12 protein-coding genes are annotated in these 15,058 nt (G+C 71.1%); 4 read left to right on the top strand and 8 right to left on the bottom strand.

The window, feature by feature from the left end; translation table 11 throughout:
• Nucleotides 1-10: 10 nt before the first annotated feature.
• Together VFZ09_RS11400 and VFZ09_RS11395 are read left to right on the top strand one after the other, a co-directional pair.
• Nucleotides 11-1,126 (top strand): DUF6310 domain-containing protein, encoded by a 1,116-nt coding sequence (locus tag VFZ09_RS11400; protein ID WP_329727554.1) that lies wholly within the window; start codon nt 11-13, stop codon nt 1,124-1,126.
• Nucleotides 1,123-1,881 carry a DUF5953 family protein gene (locus VFZ09_RS11395; protein ID WP_329727553.1) on the top strand — a complete coding sequence of 253 codons (759 nt, stop codon included), beginning with the start codon at nt 1,123-1,125 and terminating at the stop codon, nt 1,879-1,881. The genes VFZ09_RS11400 and VFZ09_RS11395 overlap by 4 nt, the downstream gene beginning before the upstream one ends.
• A gap of 210 nt (nt 1,882-2,091) precedes the next feature.
• Here VFZ09_RS11395 and VFZ09_RS11390 read toward each other — a convergent pair whose 3' ends face one another.
• The 4 genes from VFZ09_RS11390 to VFZ09_RS11375 all read right to left on the bottom strand — a co-directional run bounded on the left by VFZ09_RS11390 (nt 2,092) and on the right by VFZ09_RS11375 (nt 5,780).
• Nucleotides 2,092-2,781 carry a hypothetical protein gene (locus tag VFZ09_RS11390; RefSeq protein ID WP_329727552.1) on the bottom strand — a complete coding sequence of 230 codons (690 nt, stop codon included), beginning with the start codon at nt 2,779-2,781 and terminating at the stop codon, nt 2,092-2,094.
• Between the two features lie 49 nt (nt 2,782-2,830).
• A complete protein-coding gene (gene truA, locus VFZ09_RS11385) occupies nt 2,831-3,625 on the bottom strand; it encodes a tRNA pseudouridine(38-40) synthase TruA (protein ID WP_329727551.1) in 795 nt (264 codons plus the stop codon).
• Nucleotide 3,626: 1 nt separating this feature from the next.
• A complete protein-coding gene (locus VFZ09_RS11380; RefSeq protein WP_329727550.1) occupies nt 3,627-4,811 on the bottom strand; it encodes a serine/threonine-protein kinase in 1,185 nt (394 codons plus the stop codon).
• 99 nt (nt 4,812-4,910) lie between these two features.
• Nucleotides 4,911-5,780 (bottom strand): oxidoreductase, encoded by an 870-nt coding sequence (locus tag VFZ09_RS11375; RefSeq protein ID WP_329727549.1) that lies wholly within the window; start codon nt 5,778-5,780, stop codon nt 4,911-4,913.
• A 289-nt stretch (nt 5,781-6,069) separates the two neighbouring features.
• On the opposite strand from VFZ09_RS11375, the gene VFZ09_RS11370 reads away from it, so the two are divergent.
• Together VFZ09_RS11370 and VFZ09_RS11365 are read left to right on the top strand one after the other, a co-directional pair.
• The gene (locus VFZ09_RS11370; protein ID WP_329727548.1) at nt 6,070-6,411 is read left to right on the top strand and encodes a hypothetical protein; all 342 of its coding nucleotides are present in this window, start codon (nt 6,070-6,072) and stop codon (nt 6,409-6,411) included.
• Between the two features lie 145 nt (nt 6,412-6,556).
• Nucleotides 6,557-10,369 carry an ATP-binding protein gene (locus VFZ09_RS11365; RefSeq protein ID WP_329727547.1) on the top strand — a complete coding sequence of 1,271 codons (3,813 nt, stop codon included), beginning with the start codon at nt 6,557-6,559 and terminating at the stop codon, nt 10,367-10,369.
• Here the strand turns inward: VFZ09_RS11365 and VFZ09_RS11360 are convergent, their stop codons facing one another.
• The 4 genes from VFZ09_RS11360 to VFZ09_RS11345 all read right to left on the bottom strand — a co-directional run bounded on the left by VFZ09_RS11360 (nt 10,370) and on the right by VFZ09_RS11345 (nt 14,632).
• Nucleotides 10,370-11,356 carry a class I SAM-dependent rRNA methyltransferase gene (locus tag VFZ09_RS11360; protein WP_329727546.1) on the bottom strand — a complete coding sequence of 329 codons (987 nt, stop codon included), beginning with the start codon at nt 11,354-11,356 and terminating at the stop codon, nt 10,370-10,372.
• Complete coding sequence (locus VFZ09_RS11355; RefSeq protein ID WP_329727545.1) at nt 11,353-12,648, bottom strand: amidohydrolase family protein; 1,296 nt, start codon at nt 12,646-12,648, stop codon at nt 11,353-11,355. The genes VFZ09_RS11360 and VFZ09_RS11355 overlap by 4 nt, the downstream gene beginning before the upstream one ends.
• Before the next feature lie 179 nt (nt 12,649-12,827).
• A complete protein-coding gene (locus tag VFZ09_RS11350; protein ID WP_329727544.1) occupies nt 12,828-13,247 on the bottom strand; it encodes an MGMT family protein in 420 nt (139 codons plus the stop codon).
• Between the two features lie 119 nt (nt 13,248-13,366).
• Nucleotides 13,367-14,632, bottom strand: a complete 1,266-nt coding sequence (locus VFZ09_RS11345; RefSeq protein ID WP_329727543.1) for a (d)CMP kinase — start codon at nt 14,630-14,632, stop codon at nt 13,367-13,369.
• Nucleotides 14,633-15,058: the final 426 nt, after the last annotated feature.

Raw genomic sequence — 15,058 nt, 5'->3', positions numbered from 1 at the left:
GGCCAATGCCATGGTGAAAAAGAAGCACCCAGGTCCTGCGGTGGGGGAGGGCGGCGGAACGCAGCTCGAGGTCCGGCGGAGTTCGCGCGGCAGGCCCTGGATTGTCTCGCGTGCTTTGGTGCTGGTGGTGCTCGGGCTGCAGGCGGCGTGCGCGACGAGCTACCCCATGGGAGGGACGCTCACCGGCAGGCGCAGCTGGCGCCGTGGGGGTGGTGCCCAGGTGGCGGCCGAGGTGCCGCGCGAGGACCTGGTGGTCACCCACCTCCGGCGGGCGGCGAAGCTGCCCTGGACGGACGGGGGCCGGTGCGTCGTTGAGGCGGGCCAGCCATGGGCCGACCTGGTGGAGCGGTGCTTCTACGCGCTCGACCAGGAGCGGGTGCGGTTCAGGGACCCCACGGGACGGTGCTCTGTCGCCTCAGCGGGCGCCGGGGCCTTGGGCATCGGGCTCTGTGTCCTCGCGGCGCCCGAGCTGGCAGTGGGCGCGGTGGTCGTCGTGGGCGTGGTGGTGGTGGGGTTCGCGATCTCCGAGGCGCTGGAGGCGTACGAGAAGCGGGGCCGTCCCCAGGTGCGTCCGCCGCCGACGCTGCCCGTACCGGAGACACGACCGGTGCCGGAGACACGGCCCGTACCGGAGACACGGCCGGTGACAGAGACGAAGCCCGCTCCGCCGGAGCTCAAGAAGAAGCGGGCTCCCAAGCCCAAGCCCACCGGCGAGAACTGGCCGCCAGGGCCGGCCCCCGAGCCCACCGACAGGGAACGCGAGCGCAAGTGCGAGGCCCTTCCGGTGCCGCATAAGGGAGGCAACAAGGCGCACAACACGTGCGCCGACGGGTATCCGCCCAACCGCTGGCCCGGGAAGGATGCAGAGGTCGATGGCAAGAGCTTCGACGCGCTTCAGGTGGGAGTACGGGTGCTGTGGGAAATCAAGGTCGAGTACTTCGACGGGTACAGCGACTTCCTCAAGGGGATCACGGTCAAGAAGGAGGTTGAGGAGTTCAGGGAGTACCGCGCGATTGCTCTGGCCTGTGGGTATACCTTCAAAGTGGGGGTGATCAGCGAGGCGCACAAAGCCGCTCTGCTGGATGAGGACGACAGCTTTGATATCGTCGTCACAGGGTGCAAATGATGACTACTCGGGCTCGCCTCCATCTGCATGTCTTCGCGCCAGCGCTCACGAGCGACGACGGGAGGCCGCTCGCGGCTATTGAAGGGATGGAGCGGGCTCTCCCCGGCTTGCGCCTGGCGTGGCGGGTCTCCGACGCGGGGCGGCCCGTCGCGCTTCGTCAGCGCGCGGCGTGGCTGGCGGAGTCGGCCGCGGACGGTGGGTTTGGGTTGTTGTGCAATGGGGACGAGAGCTACCCGGTGTTGGTGGATGGGCAGCGAGAGAGTGCGATTGCGAGTCCGGGGGGCGAGCCGTTGCTTATCGTCCATGCGAAGCTCCCCCATGACGAGCCCGTTGTCGTGGCGGCAGTGGATATGCTGGAGAACGTCGCGGAAGGAGTGCGTGCCAGGTGGGGGACCGTGGCCCCCGGGCCGGTGAGGCAGGTCATCGCAGCGCAAGTAGGGCCGAAGTCCGGGAATCCTGACGGGCCGCCGCTTGGGCTGCCAATGCTCAAGCTCCCGTGGAACATCCGCTCGCCCAAGGTGCCCCGGTACCTGGGGTGGATCAACTACTGGTCGGCGGTGGCCGCGGAGGCCATCGGCTTCCCGGACCCCTCGCGCGACGCGGAGCTGCTGTCGCGCGCCAGGCGAACGGCGTCGGGGGGATGGGTTGTGAGTCTCACCGCGGCGCCGCTCGACTTGGACAAGCCCGAGCACCTCGAGGCCCTCAAGCGAGCCTATGCGCGCTTCCCGGAGATTGGTGGGCGTTCGGAGGCGTGAGGAAGAAAAACCCCGGCCCGAGGAGACCTCGGAGCCGGGGATCGCTGCTGAGCCTGCTGCTGGGCCCACGACTCGGGGAGGAGCTCCGCGAGGCGGGAGGCGGGGAAGCGGGTGTCACCGAGCTTGGGCGGCACGTCGCGGAAGCAGGCCCAGGGGTCCATGCCCAGCCGGTATCCCCGGGGTAACCACTCCTTGCCGGGAGGGGCGCGCTCAGGCGGCGGGAGCCTTCGGCTCGCCCGGGGGCTTCTGCTCGGACGTCTCCTCGGAGGCAGCGGCCGGCGCCGCGGGCTGCTCCGGCAACGGCAGCGACTGCACGGGAGCCCCCTGCCCCTCGGGCTTCGCGGCCTCCCGCTGGGCGCTCTTCTCTCCCGCCAGCTCCGCCTCCCGGAGGAACTCGGCGTACTCCTCCTTGCGCTCACTCGCCTGCTGCTGGGCCTTCGTCTCCTGCTTGCCCGCGTCGGCCCGGCCCCGGACCACCGCCCGCTGGCTGAGCACCACGCCCCCCGCCACCACCCCCAGCTCCAACACCAGCGACAGTCCTCCCGCCGCCAGCCACCCATCGATTCCCTTGCTCGTGAACTCGATGGCGAGCGTGAAGCACAGGCCCGTCGCCGCGGCCCCCAGCGCCGTGGCCCATGGCTTCAGCTCGATGATCCGGGCGGCGCCGTAACAGAGCACCGGCAGCACGGCGAGCACCCACAGGTGCCGCAGCACCGGAGCCAACAAGAAATCAATGAGCCAGGACGGCAGCGCTCCGATGCTGTCGGACAGCCGCAGCGAGAGCGACAGCGTCAGCGCGGTGCCCATCACCAACGCGAGGAAGCCGAGCCCCACGGTGAACTGGATACGGCGGACGCGGACGCGCAGCGGATCGAGGACGCTCTTCTTCTGAGTGCTCACGGGAACGGCAGCCTAGCGCAACCCCGGCCCCGGCACGCACTCGGAGTCCTCACTCCGCGTCTTCGCCGTCCGCCGTGCCGCCCGGGGTCCGAGGAGGCGGGCCATCTCCATAGAAGACCTCCTCCAGCACCAGCCCATGGGCCGGCGCCGTGGGACCCGCCCGCTTGCGCTCTCTCGAGGCGAGCACCTCGGCCACCCACGTGTCGGGACGGCGCCCCTTGCCCACCTCCACCAGGGTGCCCACGAGGTTGCGCACCATGTGCTTGAGGAAGGCGGTGCCCTCGACGGTGACGGACAGCTCGTCGCCGGACGTACCCTGGATGTCCACCCGGCGCACCTCGCGCACGGCATGGGCCGCCTGGCAGTCCGCGGCCCGGAACGCGGAGTAATCATGCCGCCCCAACAGGTGTGCCGCACCGCGCCGCAGCGCCTCCACGTCCAGGGGGGAGAACACCTCCCAGTGCGTGAAGCGGCGCAGCGGCGAGCGCGAGGGCCTGTTGCTCACCCGGTACCGGTAGCGCTTGCCGTGGGACCAGCGGCGCGGGTCGAACTCGGGGGGCACCTCCTCGGCCCGGACCACGGCGATGTCCTCGGGCAGCAGGCCGTTGAGCCCCTTCCAGTACGCCTTGAGCGGCAGCGCACGCGGCGTGTCGAAGCACACCACCTGCCCCGTGGCATGCACGCCCGCGTCCGTGCGGCCGGCCACCTCCACCTCTACCCGCTCGCCGAGCAGCTTCTCGAGCGCCTGGACGAGCTGGGACTGGATGGAGACGCCGTTGGGCTGCACCTGCCAGCCCACGTACCGGGTGCCGTCGTATTCGAGGGTCAGCTTCAGGCGGGGCATGTCAGCGGTACTTGAGCCAGACCGAGAGGAGCTCCCCCACCATCTTGCCCACGGGGACGCCGTGCTTGCGCGCCAGGGCCTCCAGCGACTCGAGCTGCGCGGCCGTCACGGGCACCGCGACGATGCGCTCGCCGCCCGACGGCTCCTCCACGGGGAGCACGGACTCCAGCTCCGGCTGCGTGGTGGGCGCGGGCGCGGAGAACGGCGCCGGCCGCTGGGGCTTGAGCCGCTGCTGCTCCTCCTCCAGCTCGTCCAGGAAGAGCTGCTTGAGGAAGTTGGAGAGGTGAAGGCTCGAGGGGGTGAAGTCGTACGTGTTGAGGAAGCGGTCCAGATCCTGCTGGAAGTGCCAGGCCGTGGGGTAGCGCTTGTCCCGGTCGCGCTCCAGGGCCTTCATGAGGATGGCCTCCACGGGCTCGGGGATGTCCGCCCGGAAGTACGAGGGCGCGTACACCTTCCCATCCACGATGCTGCGCATCACGGACACGTCCGACTCGCCGGTGAAGAGCTTGAAGCCGGTGAGCCACTCGTAGAGCACGGAGCCCAGCGAGAAGATGTCGCTGCGGTGATCCAACGGCTTGCCCAGGCACTGCTCGGGGCTGAGGTAGCTGAGCTTGCCGCGCAGCTCTCCGGCGCGCGTCTGCTCCGCCCGGTTGGCCGCCTTGGCGATGCCGAAGTCCAGCACCTTCACCGTGCCGTCGAAGCACACGAAGATGTTCTCCGGCGTCACGTCCCGGTGGACGATGTTCAGCGGCGCCCCGTACAGGTCCACCTTCTGGTGCGCGTAGTACAGGCCCTCGCACACGGACGAGGCGATCTTCAGCGCGTACACCATGGGGAAGGGAATCCCCAGCGACTCGGCCTTGGGCACCACCCGCCGCATGTCCCGGCCGAAGAGGTACTCCATGCCGATGTAGTAGCTGTCCCCCACCTTCCCCAGGTCGTGGATCTGCACGATGTTGGGGTGGTTGAGCTGGGCGGCCAGCCGCGCCTCGTTGAGGAACATGCGCACGAAGGGCGACTGCCGCGACAGGTGCGGGCGGATGCGCTTGATGACGACGGGCTTCTCGAAGCCGTCCGGGCCGGACTGCTGCGCGAGGAACAGCTCCGCCATGCCGCCCACGGCGAGGCGATCGATGAGCTTGTACTGGCCGAACGGCACGGGGGCGCGGGGGGCGGCGGTGGACATCAGTGCCACCACGATAGCGCCCCCGAGGCCCTTCTGGCCAAGTTCAACGCGGCCCGGCCCCCGGAAAGGGCCGCCGTGGCCGCTGCGCCGCCCCGGGGGTCAGCTCCTCGCGCCGGGCTGGGGGAACTGCGTACGCAGGAAGGCGTCCCACATGCCGTCCGGCATCATCGCCCGCTGCGCCAGCATCACCTTCGCCGAGGCGGTGACGGTGTAGCGCGCGCGGGGCCGGCGGGCCTCCACAGCGCGCTGGATGACCCGCGCCACGTCCTCCGCCTCGCCGCCCAGCTTCGCCAGCGGCCCCTTCACGTAGGCCTCCTGGGTGGACCGCGCCACCGCCGAGTTGAAGCCCGCGTAGGGCCCGTCCGCCTTCTCCAGGCTGGCGCTCATGCCGCCCACCGCCGTCTGGCTGAACTCGGTGCGGATGAGCCCCGGCTGCACCAGCACCACGTCCACCCCGAAGCCCTTCACCTCGAAGCGCAGCGCATCACTGAGCGCCTCCACCGCGTACTTCGTCGCGTGGTACGCCCCGCCCCCGGGGAACGTCAGCTTGCCGCCCATGGAGCCGATGTTCACCACCTTCCCCCAGCCCTGCCGCCGCATGCCCGGCAGCACCAGCTGCGTGAGCCGCAGCAGCCCGAACACGTTCGTCTCGAACTGCCGGCGCACGTCCCCGAGCTCCACCGTCTCCAGCGCCCCCGACTGGCTGTAGCCCGCGTTGTTGATGAGCACCCCCACCGCCCCGTCCTCCCGCTCCACCTGGCGCACCGCCGCCACCATGGACGCCTCGTCCGTCACGTCCAGCGCCAGCGTGCGGCAGCCCGCCGCCTCCAGCTCCCCCAGCTTCTCCACGCTCCGCGCCGTCGCGTACACCTTCCACCCGGCCCGCACCAGCCGCAACGCCGTGGCTCGCCCGATGCCCGTGGAGCACCCGGTGATGAGGACCGACTTCGACAAGGCCTGGTTCGACATGACTGCCTCCTGGATTCCGCGAGGACGAAAGGTTCCGGCCAGCCGCTCGCTGACCATGAGTCACTTATTAAATGACCTAGGGTCAGGAGTCAAGCCGGACAATGACAGACATCCCCACCCGGCGGACAGGCAACCCGGGGGCCGTCCAGCAGGCCCCTGCCGTGTCCTGATTGACGCTCCAACCTCCGCTCCTCCCCCCGGCCCCCCGCGGACGCACGGAACTGTTGCGCCCGCGCGGATTTACAAGCACGTTGGGGGAATCACGTAGCTGGAGAGGAAGACCATTCTCATGAAGAACGCTGAAGGGGGCGCACATCCCTTTGAGCTGCTGGACCGAAGGCTGAAGGACAGCACCGCCCAGTTGAAGGACGTGACGAAGGTGTTGGAGAACCTGGGCCGGTCCGCGGGTGCGCTCCGGCGCATGGTCGGGACGGAGCAGTTCCAGGAATCCACCCGGACGGGCGGCCGGAACCCGAAGGCGCAGAGCGCGCCGCCCCCGCCGCCGCCCGCCCGGGGATCCCACGCCACGCAGGGCAATGCCTCGTCGGCTTCGGCCGCCCAGGACGACATTCCCGAGTGGCGCAAGGTGTTCCCGGACCTGTCCAGCAAGGTGCCGGGCCGAGGCAGGTAGGCAGCACCCCGAGCCACCCGCCTGGAGACAGTCGCCAGGCAGGTGGCTCCCCGGGACAGCGAGCGGCCTGGTGTGAGGGACGTGCCCGGCGAAACCGGGTCTCCCTCGCTACAAGCCCGAACCGCCCTCGCGATCGAGACCTGGAATGCACAAGAACGACCCCTCCGCGCCCGGCGTCTCCGGCACCCAGGAAAGCTGTCTCGCGGAGGGCGGTGAGCTGGGCGCGCTGGTGCGCTCGCTGGACTGGTCCAAGACGCCCCTGGGCCCCGTGTCCGGCTGGCCCACCAGCCTCAAGACGATGGTGGGCGTCGTGCTCCGCAACCGCTTCCCCATGCTCCTCTGGTGGGGACCGGACCTCATTCAAATCTACAACGACGGCTACCGGCCCATCCTCGGAGAGAAGCACCCCGCCTCCCTGGGCGCTCCCGCCGTACAGGTGTGGAGCGAGATCTGGGACGTCATCGGGCCCATGGCCCGGGGCGTGCTCGACGGGGCCCCGGCGACGTGGAACGAGTCCTTCCTGCTCCTCATCAACCGGCGCGGGTTCCCCGAGGAGACCTACCACACGTTCTCGTACAGCCCCGTCCCCGCCGAGGGAGGCCAGGTGGGCGGCGTGCTCGTCACGGTGCAGGAGACGACCGGGCAGGAGCGGGACAACCGCCAGCTGCGGATGTTGGGCGAGCTGGCCGCACGGGCCGCCGAGGCGAAGTCCGCGGAGCAGGCCTGCCGCACGGCCGCGGGCATCCTCGCGGAGAACGACGCCGACCTGCCCTTCTCCCTCCTCTATCTGCTGAGCGAGGACGCCCGGGAGCTCCGGCTCGTGAGCACCACCGGGCTGGACCGCTACGAGGGCCCGGGCAAGCCCACCCACGTGCCCTTCGACGCCAACGCCCGCGACACCGCGGGGTGGCCGTTCGCCGAGGCGGCCCGCGCCGGACGCGAGGCCCTCGTCGACGACCTCTCGGAGCGCTTCGGTCCCATGCCGGGAGGCCGCTGGGGGATTCCCTCCGAGCGGGCGGTGGTCTTCCCCCTGTCGCGGCCCGGCCAGCCCCACCCGTACGGCTTCCTGGTCTCCGGCGTCAGTCCCCGGCGCGTGCTGGATGACCACTACCTGGGCCTCTTCCGGCTGACGGCGGATCAGGTGGTGACGGCGATCGCCAACGCGCGCGCCTACGAGGAGGAGCGCCAGCGCGCCGAGGCGCTGGCGGAGATCGATCGCGCGAAGACGGCCTTCTTCAGCAACGTCAGCCACGAGTTCCGCACCCCGCTGACGCTGATGCTCGGGCCCACGGAGGACGCGCTCGCCTCCCCCTCGCGAGCGCTCACCGGCGAGAACCTGGAGACCGTCCACCGCAACGCGCTGCGGTTGTTGAAGCTCGTCAACTCGCTGCTGGACTTCGCGCGCCTCGAGGCCGGCCGCGTCCAGGCCGTGTACACCCCGGTGGACCTGGCGGAGCTGACGGCCGGCCTCGCGAGCGCCTTCCGCTCGGCCATCGAGCGCGCGGGGCTCTCCTTCGAGGTCCACTGCCCTCCCCTCCCCGAGCCGCTCCACGTGGATCAGGACATGTGGGAGAAGATCGTCCTGAACCTGCTCTCCAACGCGCTGAAGTTCACGTTCGAGGGCGCCATCCACGTCTCGCAGCGGTGGGTGGGCGATGGCGCCGAGCTCCAGGTGCGCGACACGGGCACCGGCATCCCCGAGAGCGAGCTGCCCTACCTCTTCGAGCGGTTCCACCGCGTGCAGGGGGCGCGCTCGCGCACGCACGAGGGCTCCGGCATCGGCCTGGCGCTGGTGCACGAGCTGGTGCGCATGCACGGGGGCACCATCACCGCCACGAGCACGGCCGGCCAGGGCACGGCGTTCACCGTCCGCATCCCGGCCGGAACGGCGCACCTGCCGAAGGAGCGGGTGGCCGCCGGCCGCACGCGGGAGTCCACGGCGCTCGGGGCCGCGCCCTATGTGAACGAGGCACTGCGCTGGCTGCCCGGCGCGCCCGAGGTGCCCGCCGTGGAGCCCTCGCGGCTGAGCGCGCCGGTCCACCCGGTGATGGACATCGTGGCCGGGGCCCGCATCCTGCTCGCCGACGACAACGCGGACATGCGCGAGTACGTGGGCCGGCTGCTCGCCGAGCGCTGGCAGGTGGAGACGGCCCCGGACGGCGTGGCCGCGCTCGAGGCCGCACGCACGCGGCCGCCGGACCTGGTGCTCACGGACGTGATGATGCCGGGCCTGGATGGCTTCGGGCTCCTGCGGGAGCTGCGCGCCCACGAGCACACGCGGAACGTGCCCGTCATCGTCCTGTCGGCACGCGCCGGCGAGGAGGCGCATGTCGAGGGACTCCGGGCGGGGGCCAATGACTACCTGGTGAAGCCGTTCTCGGCCCGGGAGCTGGTGGCGCGCGTCGAGTCCCAGCTCGCGCGGGCCCGGCTGCGCACCGTGGAGCAGGCGCACCACCGGCGGCTCGCCCGCGTCTTCCAGCATGCCCCGGTGGGAATCGCGATCCTGCGGGGCCGCGAGCACGTGTTCGACTTCCTGAACGCGAGCTACCTCCAGCTGTTCTCCACGCGCCCGGTGCTGGGCCGGAGCGTGCGCGAGGCCCTTCCGGAGCTGGCCAACCAGGGCGTCTACGAGCTGTTGGACACGGTGTTCACGTCGGGCGAGCCGTACATCGGCAGGTCCGTGCGCATGATGCTCAACCGGGGCACGGCCGGTGTGCTGGAGGAGTGCTTCTTCGACTTCGTCTATCAGCCGATGCTCGACGAGGCGGGCCAGGTGGAGGGCATCGTGGCCGTGGCCTTCGACGTGACGGAGCTGGCGCTCGCCCGGCGGGGAGCGGAGTCGGCCAACCGCGCCAAGGACGAGTTCCTCGCGATGCTCGGCCATGAGCTGCGCAATCCCCTGGCCCCCATCCTGACGGCGCTGCAGCTGATGCAGCTGCGCGGCGGCGCGGAGATGGAGCGGGAGCGCACCCTCATCGAGCGGCAGGTCAAGCACCTGGTGCGGCTGGTGGATGACCTGCTGGACGTGTCGCGCGTGACACGGGGCAAGGTGGAGCTCAAGCGGGAGAAGCTCGAGCTGTCCACGGTGGTGGCCAAGGCCCTCGAGCAGGCCAGCCCGTTGATCGAACAGCGCGAGCACACGCTGACGGTGGACGTGCCCCCGCGAGGCCTGCGCCTGGACGCGGATCCAACGCGGCTCGCCCAGGTGTTCTCCAACCTGCTGACGAACGCCGCGAAGTACACCGAGCCCGGCGGCCGCATCTCGGTGAAGGCCGTGCGGGAGGGCCACCAGGCCGTCGTCCGGGTCCGCGACAATGGCACGGGCATCGATCCGGAGACGCTGCCCCGGGTGTTCGAGCTCTTCGTCCAGGAGAGCCAGGCCCTGGACCGGTCCCAGGGAGGACTCGGGCTCGGGCTCGCCATCGTCCGGAGCATGGTCACGCTCCATGGCGGCAGTGTGGAGGTGCACAGCGAGGGCCGGGGGCACGGCAGTGAGTTCACGGTCCGGCTCCCGCTGCCACGGGTGGAGGAGGAGCAGAGCGTGGCCGCCCCCGTCCAGGTGGAGCCGGCACCGCCCGCGCGAAACACCGTGCCCGGCCGCGTGCTCGTGGTGGACGACAACCGGGACGCGGCCGACATCCTCTCCGAGTCGCTCGAGGTCCTGGGGTGCGAGACCCGGGTGGCCTATGACGGCCCGAGCGCCCTGCAAATGGCGGAGACGTTCCAGCCCGAGGTGGCCCTGCTGGACATCGGGCTGCCCGTCATGGACGGCTACGAGCTGGCGCGCCTGCTCCGCCAGCGGCACGCGGCCCGGGGCATCCGGCTCATCGCCGTGACGGGCTACGGCCAGGCCTCGGACCGGCAGCAGTCCAAGGAGGCGGGCTTCGATGCCCACCTCGTCAAGCCGTTGGATCTCGACGTGCTGGAGTCCCTGCTCAAACGGCTGGCCACGGCCTGATCAAGGCAGCTCCAGCACCCGCACCTTGAGGGCGGCCGGGTGCGCGGCGGACGCGGGAAAGTCCACCGGCGAGGGCCCCAGCGGCAGCAGCCCCCTGCCCTTGCGCTTCGCCCGGGACACGCCCTCCGTCACCATGGCCTCGAAGCGGCGCGGCTCCAGCGTGGCGAGGTTGCAGCACGCCACCAACCGGCCTCCCGGTGCCACCACCCGGGCGGCGGCCTCGGCCAGCTGCGCGTAGTCCCTCGCGGCGGAGAAGCGGCTGGTGCGCGTGGTGGCGAACGAGGGCGGATCCGCCACCACCACGTCGAACGTCTCCCCCTTGCGCGCCAGCCGGCCCAGCCAGTCGAAGACATCCCCGGCCACGTAGTCGTACCGCTCCACCGGCTGCCCGTTGAGGCGGGCATTCTCCTCGCCCCAGTCCAGCACGCGGCGGCTCGCGTCGATGTTGAGGACACGCTTCGCCCCACCCGCCGTGGCCGCCACGCCGAAGCCACAGGTGTACGAGAAGAGGTTGAGCACGGTGAGGCCGCGCACCTCTCCGGCCAGCCACGCCCGCGTGTCCCGCATGTCCAGGTAGAGGCCCACCGACAGCCCCTGCCCCGGACGGATGAGGAAGCGCAGCCCGTTCTCCAGCGCCACCAGCGACTCCACCGGCTCGCCGCGCTCGGCCTGCTCGGGGGCGAGCTGCTCCTTCGCCACGTTGGCCAGGTGGCGCGCCTCCTTCGGCCGGCGCTTCAGGTACACGCTGCGCGGCGCCCACGCGGACATCACGCCCTCCAGCAGCGCCTGCTCCTCGTCCGGGGTGAAGTCCCGGTAGAGACTCACCACGTGGAGGTACTCGAAGACGTCCACCGTCACGTCCGGCACACCATCGGGCTCGCCGTTGACGAGCCGGAAGGCCGTGGTGCGCGGGTCCTCGCGCAGCGGGGCGCGCCGCTCGTGGGCCTGGCGGAGGAGCTCCACCAGGGAAGCGGTCCCCGGGCTCATCCCTGGCGCACCGGCCAGAAGTGGGCCGCCGACTCCGGGATGCGGGTGCGCGCCCACAGCCGCGAGAGCACGAGGGACGCCTCGCGCGCCAGCCCCACATCGTCCATGCCGAGCACCTGCCCCTCGCGCACGGTGACGCGGCCATCCACGATGTTCCACGCCACCCGCGAGCGCCCGAGCTGGCCCAGGAGGAACGGGGCCTGTCCGCTGTCGGGGTCCAGCGCGGGCACGCAGTCGAACACCACCAGGTCCGCCAGCCGCCCCTCCTCCACCGAGCCCGAGGGCACGCCGTAGAGGCGCGAGCACAGCTCGGCCGGGCCATCCGCGAAGAGCTGCACCAGCACGCCATCGGGGTCCACCAGCCGAGAGCCGCGCGCGGCGCCCAGGGCCGTGATGAGCGAGGCGGCGACCGCGTCCCAGAGGTTGCCGTGTCCGGCGCTGCCCAGCCCCATCAGGTTCTGGCGTCCATGCAGCGTCTCCAGGGCCCGGCCACTGGGCTCCACCAGGAGCGCCGACCCGGGACCGAGCGCCACGCAGGTGCCAGTCTCCGCCAGGCGCACGGACTCGGTGTCGTCCACGGCGCGCGCGTACGCGGCCACCGACAGCGGCCCGAGCAGCCCGAAGGCCTCCAGCCGGGGCACCACCCGCTGGAAGTGCTGCTCCCAGGTGGTGGCCAGGTCGTGGTCCCCCTCGGAGAGGTGGAAGACGACGGGCGCTCCCGAGGACTCCCGCAGACGGCTGAGCCGCTGCAACAGGGGATTGGCGCACGTCCACGAGGCATGGAAGCCGAGCGCGCCCCGCACCAGCGGATGGGAGCCGCGGCGCCGCACGAAGTCGGCATTGGCCTCCGCCTGGGCCAGGGACTCGGAGGTGCCCTCGAGGCTGGTGGTGGCATGGCTCGCCACCAGCCGCAGGCCGAGCTGCTCCGCCGCGCGCGCCTGGGCATCCAGTCCCCCGGACACGTCCCCCGGACACGACAGGTGGTCCACCACCAGCGTGATGCCCGAGCGCAGCGCACGGGCCATGGCGTACAGGGAGAGGACCTCCACTTCCGAGGCGGTGAGCTGGGCGGCCAGACGCCGCTCGTGCTCCAGGCGCACCTGGGGCGGGTGCAGCAGGAGCTCGCCCGAGGTGGGCACCATCAGGTCCCCCACCAGGTGCGCATGGCAGTCCACCAGGCCGGGCATCACCAGCCGGCCCCGGCAGGAGACCTCCCAGTCCCCGGGCAGCACGGGGACCTCGGCATCGGGAGCGACCCGGCGGATGAGGCCGCCCTCGATGACGACGGCCATACCGGCACGTCCACGGCCGTCGGCGCGGAAGATGGAGCAATTCTTGAGAACCAGGCGGCCTTCCATAGAGGCGCCGAGTATACGCAGGGCGCGGGCCAGTGGATCGCCGAGGTGTTCGGAGACTGTTACCCGGAGTAACCCCGACCCCGAACCCGGGTGAGCCCGGCCCCCCGGGAGGCTCAGAACAGGCGCATCTGGGACTTGTCCTCCTCCTTGCCCGGGCTGCGTGCGGGCAGCGGGGTGAAGCCGTGCTTCGTGGCCCACTCCTGGCTCGGCCCGGCCCAGCGGAAGCGGTCCAGGAGCACCTTGCCCTTGTCGTCGAACTCGACGCCCTCGGCCACCAGCAGCTCGCGCTGGTTGTACCCCTGCGTGCTGATGCCTCCCGAGCGGTTGATGATCCGCTGCCAGGGCACCTTGGCCGCGCGCGGCCCCAGGTCCCCCATGGCGAGCCCCACGATGCGCGCATCGCACCCGCCCCCGACGATGATCGCGATGTCCCCGTAGGTGGACACCTGGCCGTGCGGCACCTGCTCGGCGACCTGGTAGATGCGCTCGAAGAACCTTCGCTCCTGCATGGTGATGGTAACGGTCGTGGACATGTCTTCTCCAGTCAGGTGCCGTGTACTACCTCAGAGGACCTGTCCAGGGAAGTCGGTACTACGTCCGCCGTCGGGCACCCGACCCGACACGTGAAGTCGGCGGGCGGGAGACCTCCCGGTCAGGACATCACCAGCCGTTGCCGGATGACGGCCAGCGCCGTCTCCACGAGCGGTTCGAGCGCGTGTGCACCGGTGTCGAACAGGAGGGTATCGATGTCCGGCGGTAGCAGCCGGCCCCGCTCCCTGTCCTGGCGATCCCTTTCTTCAATCTCCTCGACGGAGCAACCGCGTCTGGCGGCGCGTATCTCCGCGGGAGCCGAGAGGAAGAAACGCGCCACGGGGTCCACGTGGAAGCGGCCCATGGCGCGTCCGGTGACGACACAGCGCTCGCGTGTCAGCTCTCCGAGCATCGCGGCCAGTTCCTCCGCCGCCGAGGGATTCCGGGCCACCTCCGAGCAGGCCCGCGCCACGGCGTGACTCCCCAGCTCGTCCGTCACCTCTCGCGCGCCCACGAAATACCGCGCGCGGCCCTCGTCGAAGCGAACCTGGACGGGCTGCGAGTGCGATTGGGCGAGCCCTCTCCAGGCGAACGCACGCTGGAGCTGGCCGGAATCCACCAGCATCCATTCCAGCCGTTGGGCGAGCCTCGCGCCGAACGAGGTCTTCCCGCTCGCCGCCGCGCCATCCACGGTCACCAGGGAGCGCCGGGAACCTGGTTTCTGCGCGACGAGCAGCCAGAAGCGCGGACTCCTCCCATCTCTCGGGTGGTCCGACACCGGCTCATGCACGGCGATGAGCTCGAGCCCCGCCTCGCGCAACAGCCGGACCCAGGAGCCCATCGTCCGGTGGTACACGCGCACGGGCGACGGGTGTCCGAACCACTGGAACACCCGCCACCCTTCCTGGTCGTAGTCACGCACCCGGGCGGAGCGCGCTCCGCCCGGCTCCTCCACCCAACGGGGTCCATCCACCGGAGCCGTGCGCAGTGGGTGCTCCGTGGTCACGATGAGCCGGCCATGGGAAGTGAGGTGCCGGGCCAACCGGCCCAGGACCGGGGCGACGTGCTCGACATGATCCAACGACATGCTCGCCAGCACCGCGTCGAAGGTTCCCTCCGGCACATGCTCCTCGATGGGACCGGGCACCAGCCGGAACCGCTCCAGGCCAAGTGCGGCCGCTGCGGCCGCCATGGGAGGTGCCGGCTCCACCCCCACCACCTCGCGAGCCCCCGCCGCCACCCACCGGGAGGCCCAGCGTCCCGCCCCGCATCCCACATCGAGCAGACGTGAGCGCGGCAGCCGCTCGCCCGCGGGAAGCGCCCGGGCCACGAGGGCAGCGACGCGCCGGACACGTCCAGCGATGGCGGGGCGCTGCTGCTCAGGCAATCCCGGCCTCCAGCGCCGGGGTGAGGCTGTCATGGCCGCCGCCAGTGAGCTGACGCGCGGTGCACGCCCCGCTTCTGCTGCTTCGGCCACCTGGCCGACACGGCCGAGGTGCGTCCCGTGCTTGCGCGCGAGTCCTTGGCATCCAACCCCCACGGATTTCGCGCCCCTTTACCAACCTGACCGCCACTCACCTGCCAGATAGGGGCAACGAGCCAGATCGTACCCCCGGGCCCTGCGCATGGCTGCTTCGCGGCTCCCCACCAGGCCCTGGTGAATAATCCGGGCTAGTCTCTGGGGCTGCTGTTGGAGGCGCCGATGACTTCCACACTGCTGGTGCTGTTGCTGCTGTCCCAGGCAGGAGGGGCCGACCCCACTCCCGCTGAGGCTGAACCTCCGCCGCTCCCGGCGTCCTCGACGGGAGGTTGG

This window comes from Archangium sp., assembly GCF_036277355.1.
Taxonomy (GTDB): domain Bacteria; phylum Myxococcota; class Myxococcia; order Myxococcales; family Myxococcaceae; genus Archangium.
The sequence above is the reverse complement of the archived record's forward strand: the minus strand, read 5'-3'. Positions and strand labels throughout refer to the sequence as shown.